This window comes from Paenibacillus zeirhizosphaerae (assembly GCF_030705605.1).
GTDB classification, from domain to species: Bacteria; Bacillota; Bacilli; order Paenibacillales; family Paenibacillaceae; genus Paenibacillus; species Paenibacillus zeirhizosphaerae.
Map to the genome: position 1 here is coordinate 231,592 of NZ_JAPCKK010000014.1, position 24,479 is coordinate 256,070.

The window sequence follows — 24,479 nt, forward strand, 5'->3', positions numbered from 1 at the left end:
AAAACAAGAAATCACCAAATGCTATTTTAACACAAGCTGCAGCCGCTTGAGAAGTTTTAGTTGCATCCGCCGGAAAGCTCAGGCATGCTCACGCACCCGATCATCCGTAAATTCAAACGCAACCGTGTAGCCGATAAAGAGTCCCCATAGCAAAAAGACGCAAAATTCAGAGACCAAAGAATCCCACGTCAGCTTCGTAACGGGCGGGAGCATGCCGAGGAGCGGGCCGGCCCACAAAAACAGCACTGCCCACCATACTGCACCGTAAATCATACCAGGGTAAGGCCCCTTCAACTTGCGCAGCACAGCCGTATAAAGAAAGGTTGCTGCCATAGAGAATAGGATAAAAACAAGCAAACCTGTCCAATGTCCTGCAGTGCTCTTCATGAACGAGTGCTTGAAAAAGGGTTCCGCTATAAAGCCCGGGAGGACAACGGTAAAATGCAGAATATAAAACAACCAGCGCACCAGTCCCCAAATCAATCCGGCAAAAAAACCAAGCTCAAGGGAAAACCGAAGTGGTGAAGTAAGCTGTTGGCCGTTCAAGCGCGGGCTGCGCTTGCCATTCGTTATTGAGCTCATGGTGGCATCCTCCGCTTTCTGTGGCTTTTAAAATCGATTCTGTATTTCTAGTATGCACAATCCCCGGCTACTTCATAAAGAAAAAAGCCTATTCTTCCTCAACTAGAAATCAGCCGCAAAATTCGATACAATATAAAGGATCAAGATCATCTGACTAAAGGGTTGCCCAGCAGCGCTTTTTGCAGCATACACAATATTAATCAGGGAAATATTCAACAGTATTTTCCCGGAACGGAAGGTGAACCGGTTGTCTCAAACATCCAAGCCCGTCAGTTATGGGGGCCAGGCGGTTATCGAAGGTGTGATGTTCGGCGGCAAGCGAGTCAATGTCACGGCGGTCCGCCGCAAGAACGGTGACATAACTTTTCTGGAGGTGCCCCGCCGGGATAGCTCACTGGTGAACAAACTTCGCAGGGTTCCACTCCTGCGCGGAATCGTAAGCATTATCGATGCCAGCGCCAAAGGCACGAAGCATTTAAACTATTCGGCCGATGCTTATGCCGAAGACGAAATGAACCCGGAAGAACGGGCCGCACAGCAGGAGAAGGAGGATTCCAAGTGGAGCCTGAGCATGATCATCGGTGTTGCCGCCATCGGAATTCTGTCGTTCCTGTTCGGTAAGCTGGTGCTTACGCTTGTGCCTGTCGTCGTAGAGGATTTTCTGTTCGGCGATCTGTTCACAAGTCAAATCGGCCATAATCTGGCCGAAGGTGTGATCAAGCTGATCCTGCTGCTCGCCTATCTGTGGGGAATTTCCCAGACGCCAATGATCAAAAGGCTGTTCCAGTACCATGGAGCGGAACACAAAGTCATCAGCGCTTATGAGGCGGGGGTCGAGCTGACGCCAGAGAATGTGCAGAAGTTCAGCCGGCTTCATTATCGCTGCGGCAGCAGCTTTATTATGCTGACGGTCATTATCGGCGTTATCGTATATTCTTTATTCACTTATGAAAATATATGGGAACGCATGGGCCAGCGTATTATCCTGCTCCCGGTCGTACTGGGCCTCTCTTTCGAGTTTCTCAAGTTGACGAATTCGCTGCGTGACGTCCCCGTGCTCCGTTATTTGGGTTATCCTGGTTTGTGGCTTCAGCTTCTGACAACGAAAGAACCGAGCAATGATCAAGTGGAGGTGTCCATCGCTTCTTTCCAACGGATGCTTTCCCTTGAAGCTGCACTGGAGAAAGCTCCCGTAGAGGAAATGTTGAATAGCCCGTCTCTTGATCCTGTGAAAGGATGAGATCATTATGAACAAACAGGCAATCGTATTTTGGGGGTTCATCGCTCTGGCCGTTTTGGGAATGGCAGCCTCCATCATCCGCGGGGATTACAGCACGCTGAGCGTACTGCTCATTCCATTGATCGTTTTCGGCGTTGTGCTGCTGCTGTACAAATTCCCTCCTCGCCGAGGCGTTAAAACTCCAAAAATCAAACCGTCTGCGAAAACGATGGCGAAGACCACCGGAGGCCGCAAGCAGACATCTGCCAAGAAGCGTAAGGAATATCCTTTCTACGTTATTGAAGGCCAGAAGGGAAAAAATAACGACGATATGCCCAAATATCATTAACCTGCCTAAACCAAAAAAGCACCTGACCCTTTATGAGTGGTCAGGTGCTTTTTTAATTTCCCGCTATTTCAATTATTTCAATACTAGGACCCGTTCTTTTTGGAGCTTGAGTTTGTTGAACTGCATCTGATAGGAAGCGATGCTCCAATTTCGAAAAAAATCATGGCCCGCCTGCAGACCGGAAGCGTACAGCAGCTCGCTCTGCTCCGCGGTAATGTCAAATTGGGTAGTCCGGATCCCGAGCGTTGGGATTTTCACGGTACGGAAGCGGTTCTCCTGCTCGATATAACGCTCGTCATGTGCTGACAGCATCGTATCAATAATGGCCTGCAGCATACTTAGCGGACCACGAATAAAGGAGGTTTTGGTCTTGTTTTTTCCAACCATTTGGAAACCGACCGTCGGGATAACGTCAGAAGGCCTGCCCGTCCATTCCTGGTCAAACAGCCACAAGGGCAAATTGCTGAGCATGGCCCCATCTACAATAAAAACAAACTGTCCCGCAAAAGGCTTGCCCTTTGCCTTTTTGGCATCCATACGCAGCATCACCGGATCGAAAAAATAAGGGATGCTTGTACTCATGCGGATGGCTTTGGCAATTTCGAATGAAGATGGTTCCACATTATAACGCTCCATATCATCCGGCAGCACCATAATTCGCCCGTTGGTAATATCAGATGCTGTTAAACGCAGCTTGCCTGGCGGAAGATCGCCAAAACGCCGGATACCCTTCGCTAGTAACAGTTCTCTGACCCAATGCTCCAGCGCCTCACCCGAATAAAGCCCTTTCTTCAACCAGATCCTCACGGCTGGTCCAATCCATTTCACGTTAAAAAGAGGAGATCGGTGAAGCAGACTGACGAAAGGAGTCGCTTCAATGACCTCCTTCATCTCCTGCCCCGTATAACCCGCCGCAATCAAAGAAGCTACGATAGCCCCGGAAGAGGTTCCAGCGACCCGATTAAATATAACTCCGTTTTGTTCGGCCGCTTTGACGGCCCCAGCCAGAGATATGCCTTTCATTCCTCCGCCTTGAAACACAGCATTAATCAGCATATGCAACAACCCCCGTTCTCCGAGCAGTTGACAATCACCTTACACTGCTTATGTATGAGCACGGGGGCTGATTTATGACTTTATTCGTGATAATAAGACTGCAAAAGTGAAATGAGTCCGAGCGGGTTTTTGCGCAAATATTGTGCACTGAAGAAAATGTCGCCTTTAACCTCGGTATAATTCTCGTTCCATTGCAACTGATCAATAATCTGCTGCGCCGTCTGCCAGCCCTGCTCGGAGGTTCCGAGCTTGTACGGGGAATGACCGACATACAGCTTCACGTTTGTTCCCTCTACTTCGTCAGACCACCAGGAAACCAGCTTATCGTAGGCAGCCGCCGTATAACCGATGCTCCAGTAGATTTGAGGCGCGACGTAGTCCACCCAGTCTTCCTTGATCCATTTCCGGACGTCGGCATAGGTTGTGCCGTAGGCTGTGACCCCTGCACGTGTGTCGGAACCTGTAATGTCATCCGCTTTGTTGCGCCATACCCCAAACGGACTGATACCGAATTGCAAATCCGGGTTGGCAGCATGAACCGCTGCTCCAAGTTCCTGGACAAAACGATTGGTATTATCTCTGCGCCAGTCCCCTTTATTCAGACCTCCATCATTATAAGATGCATAAGCCGAGTCATCGTTAAAGGTCCCGCTGTAGGGATAAAAGTAATCATCCAGATGCACACCGTCAATATCGTACTGATTCACGACCTCCATAATGTCATCGATGATCTGCTGCCTTGCCGCGGGAATACCTGGATTGATATAAAGCTGGGCCCCTGTATTCACAATCCAGTCGGGATGCTGGACAGCCACATGATTATCCGCAAGCCCGGCCGAACTGGCGGATGTGTTCGCCCGGAACGGGTTGAACCATGCGTGAAACTCCATCCCGCGTTTGTGTGTCTCTTCAATCATAAAAGCAAGGGGATCATATCCCGGAGATTTGCCCTGCACATTGGTCAAGTATTTGCTCCAAGGCACCGTATTGGACGGATAGATCGCGTCCGCGCTTGCCCTAACCTGAACAAAAACAGCGTTGATCCCCATACCAGCCAGATCATCCAGCATGCTGGAAAATTCCTGCTGTTGAGCTGATACACTGTTCTTCGTCGACGGCCAGTCTCCATTGACAGTGGATACCCAGGCCCCTCTCATTGACTCAGAAGCGCTGACCTCGTCCCCTGTTTCTGCCGGCTCCCCCGGAGCTGGAGCGCTTGCTCCGCTTAACAACGTTATCGTCCTTGCGGAACGATCCCAGTTGACTTCCAATCCCAATTGTTCACCGATAAAACGAAGCGGCACCATGACCCTGCCGTTTCTCATTTCTACCGAGCTGTCTAGCTGCACAGTCGCTCCGTCAACCAGTGCCGAACCTGCGCCAGTCGTCATGGAGAGCATCTTGCCATTGCCGTTAATCGTAACGGTGGACGTAGGCTGGGACCACGCCACCTGTGCGCTCAGCCCTTGGCTAATCACACGCAGCGGCACCATTGTAACATTGTCAGTCTGCTTTATGTACGGTGATACGTCCGTTTCAAGCGCCGCTCCATCCAGATAGATCGTGATGTCCTTGGACGGGGTCGCCAGCACCTGCCAAGCCCCTGACTGTAATGTCAGCACAACCAGTAAACTCATGATCAACCACTTAAAACGTTTCATTTTTCGAGAACCTCCAAAAGCTTGTCTTCTCCCTTTTTCACGCTATATATATGCAGCGCTCTCTATTTATATAATGGATAGACGTAATTTGGCCCAGGATGTTGCGCCGTCAGCAAATTAAAAAGCATCTGCCCTTGCGGACGGATGCCCGATTAAGATTCTCCAGCCGTTTCCTTCTGAAGGTCGCGAAGCTGCTGCAGCCTGCTCTCATCCCGCTCGAAATACTCGACAAGTGTTTCAATACAAGTGATGGAATTCCAGCTCAAATGATGCTCGATGCCTTCCACATCTTTGTAAATATGCTCATCGCTAACCCCGATCATACCGAGAAACTGTTCAAGGAGATGGTGGCGGTCCACCAGACGTTTGCCGACCTTTTTCCCTTTCGGGGTAAGGATCAGCCCTCTGTATTTTTCATAAACCAGATACTCGTCCTTGTCCAGCTTTTGAATCATTTTGGTGACAGAAGAAGGGTGGACCTCAAGTCCTTCCGCAATATCCGATACACGGGCATAACCCTTCTCATCAATCAGTTTGTAAATCCTCTCCAGGTAATCCTCCATGCTTGGCGTTGGCATCTGCTTCCCTCATTTCTATTATTCCAACCATCGCTGTCCGCCATATGACTGTTTAAATAATGATACATGTTCTCATTACCCATTGGCAAGTCCCGTCCAGTTCCCCCCTTGTATTTCCACGTTTGGGCGATTCATACGACGGAACAGCAAAACGCCCTGCGTGAGCTGATCACAGAGCGTATTTTGAATATTTACTAAAAATTGTAATCTATATTTCACATAAGCCATTCCGGATTAAACCGCTGCAAATACAAAGATAATTGGCTCCAATGATCCGTCAGCAGGAGAATACCGGTGGCCAGCAGCATCACCCCACCGAGCTTCATCAGTACCGCGCTGTACCGGGATTTGGGCTTCATATTCCCCGCATAGAAGGCAAGAACGAAGAACGGAATCGCGAAACCTGCCGCATAACCGGTTACCAGCGAGAACCAGGTATTGTGCTCAACGGCAGCCAAAGCGATAATCGCCGTAAGCATGGGACCGATGCAAGGAGACCATCCTGCCGCAAAACCGATCCCGACGGCAAAGGATCTGATATAGCCGACTTGTGTACGGGCCGTGGACATACGGTAGTCTTTCATTAAGGTTATAGGCTTCAGCCACCCGAGCGCAATAAGCCCCATGACCATCATCAGCAGGGAAGAAATCAGACGAAGCCCATCCTTGTGCATCTGAAACCAATACCCGAGCAGCCCTGCACCCGCGCCAAGAGAATAAAAAACTGCCGAGAAGCCCATTACAAAAGCTAGGGTATGTGTAATGGCACGCAGGCGACGCTCTTGGGACACTTGATGATCCACCGATGACGTGAAATTCAGTCCTGTAATATAAGACAGATAAGCAGGATATAACGGAAGACTGCAGGGAGAAGCAAACGAAACGAGCCCTGCCGCAAATGCTACGCCAATATGGATATCCAGAAGGTTCACCCCGCTTGTATACTCACTTAATGTGAGCATACGCTATCCTGTCACTGAATATGAGCCTCAAACCTATTGCACAACCCAAAAAAACCGGAAGCCACTTCTGGCTTCCGGCAACAATCATTTTACAATGGCACCGTTAGGCATGCTGTCAGGCACCGTGGCCAGCGTCAACTGATCCCCGTGGGAAGCAGCAAGGATCATACCCTGCGACAGCTCTCCGCGCAGCTTGACGGGCTTCAGATTGGTGACACAAATGACCTTCCGGCCGACCATCTCCTCAGGCGTGTAAAACTTCGCAATCCCCGATACGACCTGGCGCTGCTCGTAACCGAGATCAAGCTGCAGCTTGAGCAGCTTATCGGCTTTTTTGACCGGCTCGCAAGCAATGACCTGGGCTACACGCAGCTCCACCTTGCCAAAGTCCTCGATCCCAATTTCTTCTTTACTTTCCGGAGCTTCCACCGGGGCAGCAGCGGTTGGTGATTCGGCAGCCACAAGGGCCTCAGAGGCTGCCGGCTTGGTACCGCCTGTCATGGCTTCCACGATAAAAGCCACTTCCTGCTCGGCATCCAGGCGCGGGAAGATCGGGTCCCCTTTATGCAACTGTGTTCCTTCGGGAATAAGGCCAAACTGTTTGCCGCTGTCCCATGTGGTGAGCGCTCCTTCCGCCAGACCGAGCTGCTCCCAGATTTTGCGCGGCGCGCGGGTGAGGAACGGCTGCAGCAGAATGGAGGCAATACGCAGGCTTTCCACCAGATGATACATTACGGAAGCCAGCTCACGGCGCTTGCCTTCATCCTTAGCAAGGGTCCACGGCTGTGTTTCGTCAATGTATTTGTTGCTGCGGCTGATGAACTGTCCAATCGCTGTAAGCGCGACAGAAAACTCCATATTTTCCATAGCCTCTTCCACCTTCGCATAGGTGGCCTCCGCCATGCTCTCAAGGGCGGCGTCAAACTCGGTAACGCCTTGCTCGAATGCCGGCACCTTGCCGTCGAAATATTTGTCAACCATCGCAACCGTGCGATTCAGCAAATTGCCCAGATCATTCGCCAGATCGGAGTTGATCCGCTCCACGAAGCTCTCGGGAGTGAATGTGCCATCCGCGCCAAAAGGCACCTCGCGCAGCAAGTAATAGCGCAGCTCGTCCAGCCCGTAACGATTGATCAACGTTACCGGATCAACAACATTTCCTTTGGACTTGGACATTTTCCCGTCCTTCATGAGCAGCCAGCCGTGTGCAAATACTTTTTTCGGCAGGGGGAGATCAAGCGCCATCAACATGATCGGCCAGTAGATCGTATGGAAGCGGACGATTTCCTTGCCCACAATGTGCACGTTAGCAGGCCAGAACTTATCATACAGCCCGGTATTAGACGATCCGTAGCCGAGGGCGGTAATGTAGTTGGACAGCGCATCGATCCACACATAGACTACATGCTTCGGATCTCCCTTGACCTTGATTCCCCAGTCAAATGTCGTGCGGGATACGGCCAAATCCTCAAGCCCAGGCTTGATGAAATTGTTGATCATTTCCTTTTTACGGGATTCCGGCTGGATAAAATCCGAATTTTCCTCATAAAATTGCAGCAAACGGTCAGCATATTTGCTCATACGGAAGAAATAACTTTCTTCCTTCACAAGCTCTACGGGATGTCCGCTATCCGGACTTTTGCCACCGATCACGTTACCAGCATCGTCCTTGACGACATCCACCAGTTGGGTTTCCGTGTAATACGTTTCATCCGGAATGCTGTACCAGCCCTCATACTCACCCTTGTAGATATCCCCCTGCTTAAGCAAGCGGTCAAAAATGTCCTGCACGACCGTTTTATGCCGTTCTTCCGTCGTACGGATAAAATCGTCATTCGAAATATCAAGCTTTTTCCACAGCTCTTGGATGCCTGCGACGATATGATCCACGAACTGCTGCGGTGTCTGGCCGGCTTCCCCCGCCTTTTGCTCGATTTTTTGCCCATGCTCATCCGTGCCTGTCAAATAACGGACCTCGTACCCGCGCAGTCTTTTGTATCTGGCCATCGCATCACCCGCGACTGTTGTGTAAGCATGCCCGATATGCAGCTTGTCGCTTGGATAATAAATAGGCGTTGTAATATAAAACGTATTCTTGTTAGTCATCCTTCTACCTCCTGCAGTTTTGTTCAAATCGCGGTTTTCCAGCCTCAGAAATCCAGTGGTGCGAATCGGTGAGACAAAAAAGACCCCCACCCCTTATGGGGCGAGAGTCTACTCACGCGTTACCACCCAATGTTCTCCGCTTCCTCACGGAAGGCGGACTCCACCGGTCCATTCAGACCGTCCATTAACGCTGGAACACGCTGCTTGCTTACGCCGCCGATTAAAATTAAGCAGTCACTCGCAAGCAGTTCCTCCAGGACCATCTTCGGACAGCCTCCCAGACCGGTTTGCAGCTTCCCCGGCTCTCTGTACTGGACGGTTATGTCTTACTTATCCCTTCACTGGAAAATCATATTAACCAAAATATATCTAAGCAATGAAGCTCTGTCAAGTTTCGTCGTCATTCTCGGAGGAGGGTCTGTCCCTCCTGCTGCTCCGCGCTCTTCCGTTTATCCGGGCGGTAGGCACGGGATCAAGTCCTCCGGGATGAAAAGGATGGCATTTGCATATTCGTTTCGCCGCCAGCCAAGAGCCGTGAACAGGACCGTGAACCTCGATGGCCTCAAGCGCATACGCTGAGCATGTCGGGTAAAAACGGCAGGTCGGAGGCTTTAACGGGGAAATTACACGTCGATAGAAACGAATCGGTCCCTGCGCGATCCTACGGGCCAGCATTCCTTTTCCGCCTGCCATAATCTTCCTCCTATATCATATGTTTCATGCAAGAAAAGCGCCCCGGGCGAGTTCAATTTGCGAACTCCTTCCCAGGACGCCTTTACAAGCTGTAAAAAGTGACTTTTTAACGGTGGATGCTTGCTTAATTATTCGGTTTGTATTCAGGCAACGGCGTAACCAGCAGGTTAACAGGAAGATTACTGCCTGCTGCTGCGGTAAAGTAAATTTCTACACTTTCCGCCATATGCCCGGTACGGTACAGAACGCTGTTTTCATTTGGCGCTCTGACTCCGCCCTGGTTCGCAATGCCGACAATCTGATTGTTAACCATGGCGTAACCGGTATACAAGCCGCCGCGTGGATTGAACGTAATCAGAGAGTATGGCGCAACATTCGACAGTCTGATTTTGTACAATACCCCGAAGTTGCCGGCGTTGGAAGCCGTAGAGCCATCAATTCCGTCCGTTCCGGTGAGGTTCGGATCGACATTGTTGTCCCCGATCACGATACGCTGTTCTTTCCTTCCGACTTCTTCCGTGTACTCCATCGTACGATCTGCATTCATATAAGTACCGCGGTTATGGATACCGTCCTTGTCCAGCTTCGGCAGCGTCTGCATCGCCAACAGTGGATCAGCAGACTCTTCGACCATAATTACAGTATATTGAATCGGCTGATCTGTGTTCAAATCGGACAGCAATGAGATAACCTGATCAGGCTTCATGCTGGCCGCGCTCAGCTCCGGCAAAATCACCTTGCTCTCGCCAGGGTTCAGCAGCGTTGTTGCTCTCTGGCTACCGTCCACCAGAGATTGCAGGTAACGCTGGGTTCCTGCCTTACCAGCGGCAGTCGCAAACGGGCTTGGTCCGCCAAAGCCGGACGCCTCCACGTTGACGGTGGCAGGGACAATGTTGTTATTCGTCGCCACTACGTACATTTTCACGCTGCGGCCCGTTTCATTCACATAATGGACCAGAATACGCTGGCTGCCTGTGCCAACCTCCTGGTAGACAATCCCGTCCTGGAACACGCGCTCCGGACTGTTCGCACGAATCAGCAGGCGCGACCCGGAAGTCACCGAAACCGGCACGGTTTCCATTTGCGGCACTTCGCCGCCGTCAAAGTTGTACAATTCACCGTATGGCGTGAACAGCTTGTTGAAGTCGTCTTCTTCATACAAGGTTTCGTTCGTAATTGTTATCGTTTGGGTATAAGTACTTGTAAGCCCCATTTTATCCGTTACCGTCAGGGAAATTTCTTTCTCGCCAGACTCGAAGAAGGCAAGCTTGTTGTTCACCCACTCCCGTTTCTCGATACGGTTCTCGTCGTCCGTACTCAGATCGGTAATGGTAATTTTCTCACCCATCTTATATTCCTTCTTGTCTGTCGTAAACAGCGCGACAGGCGGCTGGTTCTGCGGTTTAACCGTAATGGTTAAGGAGTAAGGATCACTCCATTGGCCGGATGAATCCTGGACAGAATAAGTAACCGTATAGTTGCCCGGCTCCTGGAACACATCCTGACGTCCTTCCCAGCGTTCGTTAACGATTGGTAGCCCTCTTGGAGAAGAGGATTGGGTCAAGTATGTAACCTGGGACTGTGTAGCATAAATATCTACACTAGGCTTGGTCGTAAATGAAGCGACAGGCTTCGAGACCAGATCGAGAATGACCGTTTTGTTGACATTATCCACTGTGTAGGGAATGTTCAAGGCCTGGGTAATCGATGTCAAAGGAACCATGAATACATTCTTCTGCTGGAAGGCAGGTCCCTTCATTTGTCTGGCTTCACCGTTGACCGTGTACACGTTGCTGTCTGTTTTGAAACGAAGAACCTGTTCTCCTTGGGTAATGACCGTTTCCTTGGTAGCTGTATCATAGTAAAATTGCAATCCAACACGGTTGACTAGTGAGCGAATGGCTACATAGGAAACCCCGTTCTTCACAGTCATCGGCTGGGTAGCCGTATAGATTTGGCCGTCCTGCACCATTTTGGCGCTGTTCATATACAGAATAAGCTGATTGGCTGCGGCAGGAATATACACATCGTCCGTAACGCTGACATCCCCTTGTGTATCTTCCGTAGAGTCCGTATCTCCCGAAGTCGGAGCATTTTCTTCTTCAACACTGTCATCAACGCTCCCGGTTACATCATCCACATATTCGGTTGCATCGTTCACATCAGTTGTTTCTTCTACAGTACTTTCATTCGTGGTGTCTGCCAGTTGATCATTGAGCTCGGATGCTTCGGTAACCGGTGCTTCGGCTGCTGCTGCCGGCATAACCGCCGCGGCCTGGGATACGGCCAGTACAGTGAGCATCGTCCATTTCTTAAGATTCATTCTCTGTCTCCTTCTATTACCAAATTCTTGGCTTCCCCGTAAAAAGTCATACTATTAGACGCTGCTGTTTGTAAAAAGTTGCTGTGAATTTGCCGAAAAAGTAAAAACAGGAACTTCCGCACAGGGAGGTTCCTGATCATCGTATGACAAAACACATCAGATAAGCGCTTTCATTTCTGTAATTACGACACATTTTTGCTTTAGGATATGACTCCCTTTTACACCTGCGGTTTTATCCTGTCGCATGCATGCCCGCACGAAGCTGATCACGGTATTCCGATGGCGTCAGACCGAAATGCTTATGAAATACTTTGGTAAAATATCTGCGCTCCCGATAACCGACAGCCGAGCAAATTGCGGAAATGCTGTAATTGCTCCCGGCCAGCAGCGCTTTAGCCGCAGCCAGCCGTTCCCTGGTCACATATTCCAGGAAGGTCATGCCGCAGCGCGCTTTAAACAGATGGCAAAAATAACTGCCGCTGATGCCCGTATATTCCGCCAGCTCCTCGACCGAAAGATCTGAGCACAAATGAGCGGATATATAATGTTTGGCCGTTTCAATCACATCGTCTCCATTTTTGCGGCCGCAAGTCTGCTCATCGGCCGACAGCAGACACAGGCGTTCACCCGACTGCAGCAAGACATGCCTGGAAGCATGATATACCGCCGCTAAATCCAAGGTTTGCAGCGGCCCCGGATGAACCAGCAGCCGGCCCTCCATCCCTGAATCGGCACAAATGCCGACAAACAGCTCCGTCATTTCCTGCAAGCCCGCACGTGCGGGAAACGGCTCAGGCTGTAAGGAAGCATCAAGCGCCGCACACCATTCCCCTTCCCTCACCTGAAAAACAAACGGGCTTACAAAACGGGACTGCAGTATCCCTTCCAGCCGTTCCGACACCCGTCTGTTCCACTCTCTTTTACGGTCAACGCTCCACTGCCGGGTCTTGTCAAAGTACATGCAGGCTTCCGCCACAAACAGCGCATACGACTCCTCTTCCTCTGTCATGGAAACCGGGGGCGCAGGAGTGCTCCAGGCTTCTCCAGTAAGCACCTCTCGGATCCGGTTCCGTTTAACCCAGCAGCCGATTTCCTCGTCCCTGGCCTGCAGCTTACTCTCCCTTTCCTTGCGCATAAGTATCCCCGCGGCAAGAGACCTTAGCACATTTTCCAGCATGTAATAATCTATAGGCTTGGTGATATACTCCTTCACCCCATGCTTAAGAGCCGTTCTGGCATATTCAAATTCCTGGTAGCCCGTTAACAGAAGAATATCACTGTTTATCCCTCTGCTTCGCAGCTCGGAGATGAAGGTCAGCCCGTCCATCATCGGCATACGGATATCGCACAGGATCAAATCCGGAGCTTCGCGCTCAGCGAGCTGCAGCGCGTCCATTCCATTACCGGCCGTCCCAGTGATCTCAATACCCATGTCATTCCAGGGCAGGATGCTTTGCAGGTTATCGAGCACAGGTCTTTCGTCATCCACCAGCAGTGCTGTGACCATCGTGTATTCTCCCTTCCGCTTAGCTGTATTTCGGTATTTTACAGCGTATGACGGTTCCCAGGCCTTTATGGGAACAAATAAAAATTCCGTAATGTCTGCCGTATTGAATCCGAATTCTGTCCGCCACATTGCGTACCCCCAGCCCCCGCCGCTCCTCAAGCGTCCAACGCCCGCCCTGTTCTGAATCTCCATCCGGTTCCCTGATCATATATTGAAACGATCCAAGCACGTCAGAAGGGATACCGGACCCGTTATCCGCGGCTTCAAGGAGGATGTCCCCATCCTTTTCCCACACAGCAATCCGCAACAATCCGCCGTTTGTCATGCCTTCAAAGCCGTGCTGGATCGCATTCTCCACAAGTGGCTGCAGCGTCAGCTTCAGCACCAGGCACGTCTTCAGCTCCTCCGGTATCGTAATCTCATATGTAAACAAACCGGAAAATCTGTACTGCTGGATCTCAAGATAACTCCTTAAATGGTTGATCTCTTCGGCCAGCGTAATTTCTTCCCTTTCCTGAATGCTCGTGCGCAGCATACTAGCCAGCCGGATCACCATTTCACTTACCCTGCGCCCTTCTCCCCTCACCGCCAGACCATTGATCGACTCCAGTGTATTGAATAGAAAATGGGGCTTGATTTGTGCCTGCAGCACCCGCAGCTCTGCCCGTGCTTTCTGCTCCTGCTCGGAGCTTACTTTTGCAAATAAAATTCCAATTTTGTCCATTAATGAATTAAAGCCCTCTCCAAGCACACGCAGCTCCGCCTCCTTCCCAGGCTTCACTCTGGCGCTCAAATCCCCCTCTTCCACCCTGCGCATAAAACGGACAAGGAGGGCGATATTGTCGGTGATGCGGTTCATGAACAGGATGTTAAACAAAATGGCTCCGGCAAGGCATAGGATAATGAATACAACGAACCAGAAGGCGTAGAGAGAGAATTCGGCGGTCAAGGAACTCCATGGCGTAACGGAAACGAGGTTCCAGGGGTAGTCCTTGAGATGATAGATGGAAATCATGCTTTGATCCCCTTGAAATGAGGACCGGAAGCTTTGATATCCGCTGCCGTAACGGACGGGATGCTCCATAAGCTCAGCCATATTTTTTCCGCTGTTCAACCCGGTTTGATCATAGACGATTAAGCCCTCGTTATTAGCAAGCATAAACGTCGTGTCCCCTGATCGTGTATTCAGCCGGAGATTGCGGAAAATCCGGTCAAACTGCCAATTCTTGATCTGAACCACCAAAATACCGATGTCGCGGAAATTGTTCAGCTCCTTGACCAGCCGAATCTGGGTGAATACGGGTTCGGAGCCGCTAAGCTCCGGGTATTCATAGGGAGCAATCCAGACCGGATTCCCGTTCTTGGCCATAACGTCTTGGTACAGAGAATGCTTCCTGAAGCTGTCGAATGGAAGGGTTGTGAAATTTTCTTTCGTAAAAATCGAGACCATCCCGGGAGATTTCCCGTTCCCCTGTAAATTATAAAGATAGGCATAGCTTATATCCGGGTAGTTGTACAGCAGATTCCGGAAATTGCGCTGGCTATCGTTAAGCGTCAACTGACCTGCCGCATTCAGATTTTGGCTACCCGGATCATCAGCAGACAGCGCCATACGAAATACCGACGTCGCAATCCCGTTATCCGTTACTTTGTTCATCTCCTCAAACACGCCGGTCAGGCTGTAACTGATGGCCTTTAACGCATATTGGGCCTGCTCGCTGTACTTGCGAGCCGCCGCATCCGAGGAAACCCATACGGTCAGTGCGCCCAGCAAGCACATGGGAACGATAATAAGCACAATAAAGGCGGCAAAAAGCTTCAGGCGCAAGGTCATGGTCTTCTATTCCTGCGGATCAGGGCAGTGTGAAAGGATCACTATCCTTTCACACTGCCTGCCGTCAGGCCTTCCATAATTCGTTTTTGCAACACGGCATACATCAGAAGCACAGGTAGGATGCTGTATACGATGCCTGCCGACATTTGAGCATAATTCATCTGATATTGGTCTCTGAACTGAACCATGCCAACAGGCAGGGTACGTAATTGATCTGTGGACAAAAAATAATTGGCGAGCAAAAATTCATTCCAGTTGCCGAGGAAATTCACGATAAATACAGTCACCATAGCTGGTATCATAAGAGGTATTACAATTTTAGCAAAAATTCCCGGAGCTCTCAACCCGTCCATGACCGCCGCTTCCTCCAATTCGGAGGCCAGCGAACGCATAAACGCCGCCAGCACAATAATCGTAAACGGAATGGCATTGGCAGTATACGGAATAATAAGCGCCCAATGGGTGTCGAGGACCCCCAGTTTGCGTACGAGCAAGTAGATCGGAAGCAATAAAGAGTTATTGGGAATGAGCATGCCGATCAGGGCAAGGCCGAATACGGCCCTGCCTGCTCTTGGATAGCGCATCCGGGTTACCGCGAAGGACAGCATAGCCCCGATCAGGATAGACACTGCCGCGCTCAAAGTGGAAATATACAGGCTGTTGAAGAAATAGACTCCGATTTTGGCCTTGACCCATACCTCCACATAATTGGAAAAGGCAAATTCCTGCGGTATTCCAAAAGGATTCAAAGCGATAGCGTTGTTGTCCGTCTTCACCGAGGAGAACAGAACGAACAGGAATGGAAACAAAATCACCAGCAAATACATCATCAGCAGCGTATGCGGCAGCCAGAGTGTCTTCGCCCTCTTCATCAGAACTCAACCCTTTCACTGCGCCTTGCAAAAATAAGTTGATACAGAACCGTCAATACAAGCGTAATGACAAAAATAAGCACAGCGACCGTATTGCCGTATCCGTATTTAAAATTGGTGATGGCGTATTTGATCATATAGGTGGCCAGTACATCCGTAGATCCGGCCGGTCCGCCTTTCGTCATGACGATTACGATATCTGCGGCCTTCATCGCCCCCGCGATGGAAAGCATCACCACAACCGAGATTATGGGACGAATCAAGGGCAGAATGATAAATACAGACTGTTGAATACGGTTAGCCCCGTCCATCGCTGCGGCCTCCCCCAATTCTCTAGGTATGGCCAGAATGGCCGCCAGCACCATCACAATATAAAAACCGGTCCACTGCCACGCGTTCGTGATCAAAATGGACAGCATCGCAACCTTTTCGTCAGACAGCCAAAATACAGGATCGATGCCGAACAGGCCGAGCAGCTTATTCATCAGGCCAATATTCGGTTCGTAGATAAACCCCCACAGAATGCCGATCACGGCCGTCGACATGATCGAGGGTAAAAATACGGCCGTTTTATACAATCCCTGCAAACGTCTAACGTTGGCAATCAGCAGAGAAAATAGGATAATCAGCGGGACCTGTATGCCTATGGAAAATACGATGAACCAGACATTGTTTAACGTCGAGCTCCAGAAACGGTCATCCCCCAGCGCCTTCACATAATTCCCCACCCCAATCCACTTCGGATGGGCTGACACCCCATTCCAGCTCGTAAAGCTGTAATAGATGGAACTGAAAATCGGATAAATGAAAAACATAAAAATCAGTACTAGCGCCGGAAGAATGAAAGCAATATATATTGCGGGGTTACGCATAGCCTTGTTCATTTGTGCCTCCCCGGTTACTGAACTGCAGCGTTGGCTTCATCCTGCACTTTCTGGATTTGCTCTGCCGCCTGCTCGGGGGTGCTTTGGCCACCGATCAGCTTTTGGATCTGAATGTTGCTGATTTCTGTCGTCACATCCGCTTGCACAAGGGAGTCAAAGGCCGGGAAGGACGTTTGCGCCGTATTTAATACCGCTACAATTTGTTTCATCAAATCATCGGTAATGCTCTCGTTCAGGACCGCTTCATCCAGCTTCATCGAAGGCAGAACCCCGTCCTCCACAAGCCCGCGAAGCTGCATTTCCTCATTAAACAAGTTTTTGATGAACGATTTGACGGCCTCTAGCTTGCGCGGATCATCTGCAACAGAAGCTGAAAAGCCATACCCGTTATTGACGTCCCTCATCAGCGCTGTCTGGTCCCCTGTGCCCCCCTCAACCGGCGGTATATTGAAAAATCCGACCTTGCCGATCATGCCTTCACCGGACTGACCTTCCTTGAATACGGAGGATTTCCATGTCCCGTCATACATCAGGATCGCTTCACCGCTCGTAAATTGAGTAGTATATTCGGCGTATTCAAAACCCAGCTCCCCCTGTTTAAAGTAACCTTTGTTCACCCATTCCTGATGCTTAGCGAACGCTTCAATGACTTTAGAGTCCGTCCATTTGGCTTCACCTGTCACGAGCTTGGCCGTAACGTCCGGCCCGGCATAGCGGGACCAGAGATGGTTGGTCAGCATCAGCGGCACCCAGCCTGCCTTTGACGCGCCTGCCATCGGCACTTTACCGTCGGCCTTGATGTCGGCCAGCATCTGCTCAAATTCCGCGAAGGTCTGCGGCGGCTGCCAGCCTTTCTCCTCGAAATACGCTTTATTGTAAAAGAATCCTTCACCTGAACCTCCTAAAGGCAGTCCGTATACTTTCCCCTCATACGTGAACGGGTCCAGTGAGGTGAAGCTGTCATGGATTCCAATCTCTTCCAGGATCGGAGTCAAATCAAGCAGCATTCCTTCTTGTGCGTACACCTTGGAATCAGGGCTGCCGAACAGGTCAAATATATCCGGGGGATTGCCGGCGGCCATTTCACCGCGCAGTTTTTCCTTCCGGTTCACATCGGAATCGACCCCGTCCAGCGTAAATGTTACTCCCGGTACATCTTCCTCCACCTGTTTGACAACGTCCTCGAGGATGGCGAGCCGCCGCTGCTTGTCAGCACCCACCTGAGTGTGACGGATCGTCATTTCAAATGGCTCAGCGCCGGAGCCGCCTTGCATTTGGCCCCCTTCACTCTGTTCTCCTTCCGTTCCTCCTGTCCCGCCGCTGCAGCCTGTGAGAATCATGAACGTTGCCAGTACACATCCGAAAATTGCGCGGAATCTTTTTTTCATGTGCAGAACCCCCTTCTTACATGGATTTTACAATGTTCCTTTTCATTATAGGAGAGCAAAACTGACACTGTAAGGACGTCATTTCGCTAAAGAAGGGATACTATTTTGCAATGGACAACCGACTGGCAGCCTCAGACAAAAAAATAAGCACCTGCTCCTATGGCAGATGCTCATCTTCACAAATAACGTATTCGATTGCGATTTCTCAAATGCACGTAGCTTTTTGTTCATTGGCAGCCATTTCCCTCCGCCCATCCTCAATTAAACGGTAAGCCCGCTCCACTTCCTCTTCGGATGGGCTGGGCACCCCGTCCAGCGGATAGGCTCTACCCAGCGCCTGCCATTTGTAGATGCCCATCTGATGATAAGGAAGAATCTCGAACTTCTCAACTCCGTGTAATGTGCCGATGAACCGTCCCAGGCTAATCAGATCCTCTTCTTCGTTGTGAATGCCTGGCACATAGACATGCCGTATCCACATTTTGTGTCCATGCTCGGACAGCCACTGTGCCGTGTGGAGTGTCCGTTCATTGGATTTGCCAGTCAGCTTGATATGCTTCTCGTCGTTGATATGCTTCAGATCGAGCAGAACCAGATCAGTGTGCTCCAGCAGCTCATGAATACGTTCCGGATCATTGAACCCATTGCTGTCCAAAGTGGTGTGCAGGCCCCAGCGCTGCTTGACCTCCCTGAACAGCTCAGCTACAAAAGGCCACTGCAGGGTTGGCTCCCCGCCGGATACCGTCAGCCCACCGCCCGAGTTACGATAATAGGACAGGTACGGCTCAATCTCGCCCAGAATCTCCTCTACCGTTGCTTCACGGCCGCCATCCAATGCCCATGTATCCGGATTATGGCAGTATTGGCACTTCATTAGACAGCCCTGCATAAAAAGCACGAAGCGGATGCCGGGACCGTCTACGGTACCGAAGGTTTCCAGTGAATGAATACGACCTTTCAACATGCTGTATCTCCCTTTCTGCATCCGCTGTGCGGTTCATGCTCCGCCTGAGGCTTGATCAGGCGGAGTTGTTGCTCATCCATTCCGGTTACATTTTACCATGGAAGGTCCGGTTGATTACGTCAAGCTGCTGCTCACGCGTCAGCTTGACGAAGTTAACCGCATAACCCGACACGCGAATCGTAAGCTGCGGATAATTTTCCGGATGCTCCATTGCATCCAGCAACTGCTCACGGTCGAACACGTTCACGTTCAGATGGTGAGCATCGCTGCCGAAATAACCATCCAGCATGGAGACGAGATTGTTTTTGCGGACTTCCTCTTCTTTACCGAGCGCTTTGGGTACGATGGAGAACGTGTTGGAAATTCCGTCTAGGCTGTGCTCGTAAGGTAGTTTGGCTACCGAGCTGAGTGAAGCAAGTGCGCCTTTTTTATCACGTCCGTGCATAGGATTGGCGCCAGGAGCGAATGGCTCGCCTGCTTTTCGACCGTCCGGCGTAGTTCCCGTCTTCTTGCCATACACCACGTTGGAAGTAATCGTCAGTACAGATTGCGTAGGAATCGCATCACGATAAGCTTTATGCTTGCGGATCATGCCCATAAAGCTTTCAACCAGTCCTACAGCGATGTTGTCCACGCGGTCATCGTTGTTGCCGTAGCAAGGGAATTCTCCTTCAATTTCGAAATCAACCGCAATGCCGTTCTCGTTGCGGATCGGTTTAACCTTGGCGTATTTGATAGCGCTCAGGGAATCCGCAGCCACGGACAGACCAGCGATACCACAGGCCATCGTACGGATAATGTCGCGATCGTGCAGCGCCATTTCAATCCGCTCGTAGCTGTATTTATCGTGCATATAGTGAATGACGTTCAAGGTATTCATGTACAGCTTGGCAAGCCATTCCATCATCGGCTTGAAGCGTTTCATCACTTCCTCGTAATCGAGCACCTCGGAAGTGATCGCCGGGAATTCCGGTCCAACCTGCGCACCTGATTTCTCGTCCTTGCCGCCGTTAATGGCATACAGGAGCGCTTTGGCCAGATTCGCGCGTGCACCGAAGAACTGCATCTGCTTGCCGATTCTCATAGCGGATACACAGCATGCGATGCCGTAATCATCGCCGTAAATCGGACGCATCAGATCGTCGTTTTCATACTGGATAGAGCTCGTTTCAATCGATACCTTGGCGCAGTATTTCTTAAATGCATCAGGAAGCTTCTCGGACCATAATACCGTCAGGTTTGGTTCAGGCGCAGGTCCCAGATTATACAGGGTATGCAGGAAGCGGAAACTGCTCTGGGTTACACGGGTTTCTCCGCTGATGGACATGCCCCCGATCGATTCCGTTACCCACGTTGGGTCGCCGCTGAACAATTGATTATAGTCAGGTGTCCGCAGGAATTTGACGATCCGCAGCTTCATGACAAAATGGTCAACGAGCTCCTGCGCCTGTTCTTCGGTCAAGCTGCCTTCGGTCAAATCACGCTGAATATATACATCCAGAAAGGAAGATACACGCCCCAGAGACATCGCAGCGCCGTTCTGCTCCTTAATAGCTGCAAGATAGCCAAAATACACCCACTGGAAGGCTTCCTTGGCATTGGCGGCAGGCTTGGAAATATCAAAGCCGTGCTCAGTTGCCATTTGCTTCAGCTCATTCAACGCCCGGATCTGCTCGGATACTTCCTCACGGAGACGGATGATATCCTCGCTTATCGCGTCCACTTCAAGGCTTTTAAGCTGCTGCTTCTTATCTTTAATCAGGAAATCAGCGCCATAAAGAGCCACTCGGCGGTAGTCGCCGATAATCCGTCCCCGTCCGTAAGCATCCGGCAGACCTGTAATGATACCGGCTTTACGAGCTGCTTTCATTTCGTCTGTATAGGCATCAAACACACCCTGGTTATGCGTTTTACGAATGTTTGTAAAGATATCTATAATATTTTGCGGAACCTCAAAGCCGTATGCCTTGCAGGCGTCGATCATCATCCGAATACCGCCGAACGGCTGCAGGGAACGCTTGAAAGGCGCATCGGTCTGCACACCCACGATCTGCTCTTTGTCTTTGTCGATATAACCCGGTCTGTGGGAGGTGATCGTCGATGGAGTGTTCACATCGACATCCAGCACACCGCCATTGGCCAGCTCCTTCTTGGTCAGGTCGGAAATAATCGCCCATAATGCTGTCGTATTGGAAGTTGGTCCCACCAGAAACTGCTCATTTCCGTAATACGGAGTAATATTCAATTCAATAAAATCGTTGACATTAACTTCTCTGCTCCATTTGCCATTTTTGAACCCGCGCCATCCTGATTGCTGTTCCTGTACTTCTCTCTCAATCACCGACATGTCCATCCCTCCATGATTTTGTTCAGGATCTCTTTACAGTTCCATTGTAAAATAACGCTGTTCGTTCTTATGTGATAAAAATCACAATATAAGTGATTTTTATCACATAATCTACTTGTATTCCTTTAAACAAGCCATTATTTTATTGATCAAAACGTCCATAGAAAGCGTTGCGGTATACTTCAGCCAGCTCACTGACCAGCGGCAATTTCGGGTTGGCTGTGGTGCATTGGTCCTCAAACGCACGGTCCGCCAAATAGTCGACACGTGATTCGAAATCCTTGGCGTCAAAGCCAATCTGCTGGAACGACTCCTCAATCCCCAATGTTTTGTTGAGCTTGCGGATGGCGTCGATCAGACTGTTCACCCCTTCCTCTGTCGTCCGTGCAGACAGACCGAGAATGCGGGCGATTTCAGCATAGCGCTCATCCGCCACAAAGTGAGAATACTTAGGGAACGACGCGAATTTTGTAGGTTTTTTGGCGTTATAGCGGATCACATGCGGCATCAGAATCGCATTGGTGCGTCCATGCGCCGTATGGTACTGACCGCCCCATTTATGCGCAAGGCTGTGGTTGATGCCGAGGAATGCGTTGGCAAACGCCATGCCGGCCAGCGTGGACGCATTATGCATTTTTTCACGCGCCAGTTTATCGCCTGTTAATGCCGACTGCTCAAGGTACTGGAATACCAACTGGATCGCCTTGATCGCCAGACCGTCCGTATAATCACTCGCCATAACCGAGACATAAGCTTCAATCGCATGGGTCAGCACGTCCATGCCGGTATCAGCGACAGCCGTTTTCGGCAGCGAATATACGAATTCAGGGTCGATGATCGCCACGTCCGGAGTCAGCTCATAATCAGCCAGCGGATATTTGGTATTGCCCAGGTTTTTATCCGTAATGACCGCAAACGAGGTTACTTCGGAGCCGGTGCCCGACGTTGTCGGAATGGCCACGAACTGCGCCTTCTGACCAAGACGAGGATATTTGTAGATCCGCTTGCGGATATCCATGAATTTCTGTTTCAAGTTATTGAAGTCCGTGTCCGGATATTCATAGAACAGCCACATGCCTTTGGCCGCATCCATAGGCGAACCTCCGCCCAGGGCGATAATGCAGTCCGGCTGGAATCGTTTCATCATTTCCGCACCACGATCCACTGTTGTTGTCGACGGATCCGGCTCTACCTCGGAGAATACCTCGATGGCTACAGGGGTCTGACGCTGACGCAGATAGTGCGTTACCCGGTCAACATAACCGAGCTTCACCATCATCGGGTCGGTAATGATCGCTACACGCGAGATATCGGGCATTTTAGCAAGATACTGTGTCGAGTTTTTCTCAAAATAAATTTTGGAAGGTACCTTGAACCACTGCATATTCACCGTGCGTTTCGCCACCCTTTTCACGTTAATCAGATTTACGGCGGATACGTTGGACGCTGTCGAGTTCCGTCCGTACGATCCGCAGCCCAGTGTCAAGGACGGCAAATTCGTATTATAAATATCGCCGATCGCTCCGTGGGTCGAAGGGGAGTTGACAATGATGCGCCCGGTTTGCAGACGGTTCGCAAACTTCTGAATCACTTCATCATTGTTGGAATGAATGGCCGAGGAGTGACCCATGCCTCCGAATTCGACAACCTGTGCCGCGCGTTCGATGCCTTGCTCCGCATTTTTCACTTTATAGCAGGCAAGCACCGGGCTCAGTTTTTCGGCGGACAGCGGAAATTTCGTACCTACGCCTTCCAGCTCGGCCACGAGGATTTTCGTACCCTCCGGTACGGTAATGCCGCATATTTCAGCGATCTTCATCGCGGATTGACCAACGATAGCGGGATTGACGGCGCATTTCTCCGCTTGAATCGCTCCGCTGGTGAGCTTCGCGGCCTCTTCCTTATTGACGAAGTAGCAGCCGTTTGCAATCATCAGCTTTTTAACCTGATCGTAAATTGGTTCTTCTATGATGACAGCCTGCTCCGATGCACAGATCATGCCGTTGTCAAAGGATTTCGAGAGGATGAGATCTGTCACCGCCTGTTTGATGTCCGCAGACTTTTCGATGAAGCAAGGCACGTTGCCGGGACCCACACCGAGCGCCGGCTTGCCGCAGCTATACGCCGCTTTCACCATTCCTGATCCGCCCGTTGCCAGAATCAGCGCCACATCAGAGTGGTTCATCAGCGCATTTGTTTTATCCATAGTAGGGGCTTCAATCCACTGGATACAGTTCTCGGGTGCGCCATGCTTGACGGCCGCTTCGAGCAGAATTCTGGCTGCTTCCTTGCTGCATTCCTGTGCAGAAGGATGGAAGCCGAAAATGATCGGGTTGCGGGTCTTGATCGAGATCAAGGCTTTAAACATCGTTGTGGAGGTTGGATTCGTAACCGGAGTAATCCCCATAACAATTCCGACCGGCTCAGCAATTTTCTGGAAGCTATCAAAATCGTTATCTTCGATGACCCCTACCGTTTTGTCATATTTAATGCTGTGGTAGATATATTCGGTGGCAAACATGTTCTTCGTGATTTTATCCTCATATACACCGCGTCCGGTTTCTTCAACGGCTTTTTTAGCCAGATACATATGTTTATCCAAGCCGGCAAGCGCCATCGCCTGTACAATTTCGTCAATTTGCTCCTGGTTCATATCCATAAACGCCTTTTGCGCGGCATTCGCCTTATCAATCAATGTCTGGATATACTGCTCTGCCGTCAACTGCGCTTCCGCTGCTTTTGCTGCCTCATTTTTTACTGCCATTCCTCTCATCCTCCTGATCACTTTTGGATTGGCTCCTCTTTACGCTTTGATCTTAACAGTGTGCCACAGCCGCAAGTGTGATGTTTTTAACAAATTTTAAATAAATTTTAAAATCAATAGTGAAAATATTCACATAAGATGATGTGCTAAAGTTCAACTCAGGTAGTACTGCTTCCGAAATCCTTCATCTGCAGCATGGCCCTCATCCTCCCTGTTGATATGGTTTCGTTTCTCTTTACGGTTTGATCGTATCATAGCCTGTATTTTGATTATGTGATTTTTTTCACAAAATAATTCAATTCCGTTTTTATTTTTTTAGTGAAAATAATCACAAAATTTGGAATATCGCCACTTTTCTCCCCTCTAACGGCCCCAAAAATCACCGCCTCA

General features: G+C 50.3%; 19 protein-coding genes. 2 read left to right on the top strand and 17 right to left on the bottom strand.

The window, feature by feature from the left end; translation table 11 throughout:
* Nucleotides 1-78: 78 nt before the first annotated feature.
* A complete protein-coding gene (locus OIN60_RS08215; RefSeq protein WP_305754379.1) occupies nt 79-582 on the bottom strand; it encodes a YqhR family membrane protein in 504 nt (167 codons plus the stop codon).
* 247 nt (nt 583-829) lie between these two features.
* Between OIN60_RS08215 and OIN60_RS08220 the strand changes: the two genes are divergently transcribed.
* Nucleotides 830-1,822 carry a DUF1385 domain-containing protein gene (locus OIN60_RS08220; RefSeq protein WP_305754380.1) on the top strand — a complete coding sequence of 331 codons (993 nt, stop codon included), beginning with the start codon at nt 830-832 and terminating at the stop codon, nt 1,820-1,822.
* A gap of 7 nt (nt 1,823-1,829) precedes the next feature.
* A complete protein-coding gene (locus OIN60_RS08225; RefSeq protein WP_305754381.1) occupies nt 1,830-2,150 on the top strand; it encodes a hypothetical protein in 321 nt (106 codons plus the stop codon).
* 72 nt (nt 2,151-2,222) lie between these two features.
* Here OIN60_RS08225 and OIN60_RS08230 read toward each other — a convergent pair whose 3' ends face one another.
* From OIN60_RS08230 to adhE, 16 genes are all read right to left on the bottom strand, one after another.
* Nucleotides 2,223-3,206, bottom strand: a complete 984-nt coding sequence (locus tag OIN60_RS08230) for a patatin-like phospholipase family protein (protein WP_305754382.1) — start codon at nt 3,204-3,206, stop codon at nt 2,223-2,225.
* 80 nt (nt 3,207-3,286) lie between these two features.
* Nucleotides 3,287-4,867: a family 10 glycosylhydrolase gene (locus OIN60_RS08235; protein ID WP_305754383.1), complete on the bottom strand. Its 1,581-nt coding sequence runs from the start codon at nt 4,865-4,867 to the stop codon at nt 3,287-3,289.
* Between the two features lie 152 nt (nt 4,868-5,019).
* Nucleotides 5,020-5,445, bottom strand: coding sequence for a transcriptional regulator MntR (gene mntR, locus OIN60_RS08240; RefSeq protein WP_305754384.1), 426 nt, complete (start codon nt 5,443-5,445; stop codon nt 5,020-5,022).
* A 215-nt stretch (nt 5,446-5,660) separates the two neighbouring features.
* Nucleotides 5,661-6,407 (bottom strand): cytochrome c biogenesis CcdA family protein, encoded by a 747-nt coding sequence (locus OIN60_RS08245; RefSeq protein WP_305754385.1) that lies wholly within the window; start codon nt 6,405-6,407, stop codon nt 5,661-5,663.
* 84 nt (nt 6,408-6,491) lie between these two features.
* Complete coding sequence (metG, locus tag OIN60_RS08250) at nt 6,492-8,513, bottom strand: methionine--tRNA ligase (RefSeq protein WP_305754386.1); 2,022 nt, start codon at nt 8,511-8,513, stop codon at nt 6,492-6,494.
* A 119-nt stretch (nt 8,514-8,632) separates the two neighbouring features.
* On the bottom strand, nt 8,633-8,776 hold the full coding sequence (locus OIN60_RS22730; RefSeq protein ID WP_442417848.1) for a hypothetical protein: 144 nt from the start codon (nt 8,774-8,776) through the stop codon (nt 8,633-8,635).
* A gap of 124 nt (nt 8,777-8,900) precedes the next feature.
* On the bottom strand, nt 8,901-9,206 hold the full coding sequence (gene yidD / locus OIN60_RS08255; protein WP_370872438.1) for a membrane protein insertion efficiency factor YidD: 306 nt from the start codon (nt 9,204-9,206) through the stop codon (nt 8,901-8,903).
* A gap of 124 nt (nt 9,207-9,330) precedes the next feature.
* Complete coding sequence (locus OIN60_RS08260; RefSeq protein ID WP_305754387.1) at nt 9,331-11,529, bottom strand: copper amine oxidase N-terminal domain-containing protein; 2,199 nt, start codon at nt 11,527-11,529, stop codon at nt 9,331-9,333.
* A gap of 232 nt (nt 11,530-11,761) precedes the next feature.
* Nucleotides 11,762-13,036, bottom strand: coding sequence for a response regulator transcription factor (locus OIN60_RS08265; protein ID WP_305754388.1), 1,275 nt, complete (start codon nt 13,034-13,036; stop codon nt 11,762-11,764).
* A 19-nt stretch (nt 13,037-13,055) separates the two neighbouring features.
* Nucleotides 13,056-14,870 (bottom strand): cache domain-containing sensor histidine kinase, encoded by a 1,815-nt coding sequence (locus OIN60_RS08270; protein WP_305754389.1) that lies wholly within the window; start codon nt 14,868-14,870, stop codon nt 13,056-13,058.
* A gap of 41 nt (nt 14,871-14,911) precedes the next feature.
* Nucleotides 14,912-15,742, bottom strand: coding sequence for a carbohydrate ABC transporter permease (locus OIN60_RS08275; protein WP_305754390.1), 831 nt, complete (start codon nt 15,740-15,742; stop codon nt 14,912-14,914).
* Entirely contained in the window at nt 15,742-16,626 is an 885-nt protein-coding gene (locus tag OIN60_RS08280) for a carbohydrate ABC transporter permease (RefSeq protein WP_305754391.1), read from the bottom strand. The genes OIN60_RS08275 and OIN60_RS08280 overlap by 1 nt, the downstream gene beginning before the upstream one ends.
* Before the next feature lie 14 nt (nt 16,627-16,640).
* Nucleotides 16,641-18,014: an extracellular solute-binding protein gene (locus OIN60_RS08285; protein WP_305754392.1), complete on the bottom strand. Its 1,374-nt coding sequence runs from the start codon at nt 18,012-18,014 to the stop codon at nt 16,641-16,643.
* Between the two features lie 205 nt (nt 18,015-18,219).
* Complete coding sequence (gene pflA, locus OIN60_RS08290; RefSeq protein ID WP_305754393.1) at nt 18,220-18,978, bottom strand: pyruvate formate-lyase-activating protein; 759 nt, start codon at nt 18,976-18,978, stop codon at nt 18,220-18,222.
* Between the two features lie 85 nt (nt 18,979-19,063).
* On the bottom strand, nt 19,064-21,325 hold the full coding sequence (gene pflB, locus OIN60_RS08295) for a formate C-acetyltransferase (RefSeq protein WP_305754394.1): 2,262 nt from the start codon (nt 21,323-21,325) through the stop codon (nt 19,064-19,066).
* A gap of 142 nt (nt 21,326-21,467) precedes the next feature.
* Nucleotides 21,468-24,089, bottom strand: coding sequence for a bifunctional acetaldehyde-CoA/alcohol dehydrogenase (gene adhE, locus OIN60_RS08300; RefSeq protein WP_305754395.1), 2,622 nt, complete (start codon nt 24,087-24,089; stop codon nt 21,468-21,470).
* Between the last annotated feature and the right edge of the window lie 390 nt (nt 24,090-24,479).

Excerpts from the sequence above, each read along its gene's own strand:
- OIN60_RS08265 (WP_305754388.1), bottom strand. The coding sequence starts at position 13,036 with ATGGTCACAGCACTGCTGGTGGATGACGAAAGACCTGTGCTCGATAAC.
- OIN60_RS08280 (WP_305754391.1), bottom strand. The coding sequence starts at position 16,626 with ATGAACAAGGCTATGCGTAACCCCGCAATATATATTGCTTTCATTCTT.
- OIN60_RS22730 (WP_442417848.1), bottom strand. The coding sequence starts at position 8,776 with ATGGTCCTGGAGGAACTGCTTGCGAGTGACTGCTTAATTTTAATCGGC.
- OIN60_RS08260 (WP_305754387.1), bottom strand. The coding sequence starts at position 11,529 with ATGAATCTTAAGAAATGGACGATGCTCACTGTACTGGCCGTATCCCAG.
- OIN60_RS08245 (WP_305754385.1), bottom strand. The coding sequence starts at position 6,407 with ATGCTCACATTAAGTGAGTATACAAGCGGGGTGAACCTTCTGGATATC.
- pflB (WP_305754394.1), bottom strand. The coding sequence starts at position 21,325 with ATGTCGGTGATTGAGAGAGAAGTACAGGAACAGCAATCAGGATGGCGC.
- yidD (WP_370872438.1), bottom strand. The coding sequence starts at position 9,206 with ATGGCAGGCGGAAAAGGAATGCTGGCCCGTAGGATCGCGCAGGGACCG.
- adhE (WP_305754395.1), bottom strand. The coding sequence starts at position 24,089 with ATGGCAGTAAAAAATGAGGCAGCAAAAGCAGCGGAAGCGCAGTTGACG.
- OIN60_RS08225 (WP_305754381.1), top strand. The coding sequence starts at position 1,830 with ATGAACAAACAGGCAATCGTATTTTGGGGGTTCATCGCTCTGGCCGTT.
- OIN60_RS08270 (WP_305754389.1), bottom strand. The coding sequence starts at position 14,870 with ATGACCTTGCGCCTGAAGCTTTTTGCCGCCTTTATTGTGCTTATTATC.
- mntR (WP_305754384.1), bottom strand. The coding sequence starts at position 5,445 with ATGCCAACGCCAAGCATGGAGGATTACCTGGAGAGGATTTACAAACTG.
- OIN60_RS08230 (WP_305754382.1), bottom strand. The coding sequence starts at position 3,206 with ATGCTGATTAATGCTGTGTTTCAAGGCGGAGGAATGAAAGGCATATCT.
- OIN60_RS08235 (WP_305754383.1), bottom strand. The coding sequence starts at position 4,867 with ATGAAACGTTTTAAGTGGTTGATCATGAGTTTACTGGTTGTGCTGACA.
- OIN60_RS08275 (WP_305754390.1), bottom strand. The coding sequence starts at position 15,742 with ATGAAGAGGGCGAAGACACTCTGGCTGCCGCATACGCTGCTGATGATG.
- OIN60_RS08285 (WP_305754392.1), bottom strand. The coding sequence starts at position 18,014 with ATGAAAAAAAGATTCCGCGCAATTTTCGGATGTGTACTGGCAACGTTC.
- pflA (WP_305754393.1), bottom strand. The coding sequence starts at position 18,978 with ATGTTGAAAGGTCGTATTCATTCACTGGAAACCTTCGGTACCGTAGAC.
- OIN60_RS08215 (WP_305754379.1), bottom strand. The coding sequence starts at position 582 with ATGAGCTCAATAACGAATGGCAAGCGCAGCCCGCGCTTGAACGGCCAA.
- metG (WP_305754386.1), bottom strand. The coding sequence starts at position 8,513 with ATGACTAACAAGAATACGTTTTATATTACAACGCCTATTTATTATCCA.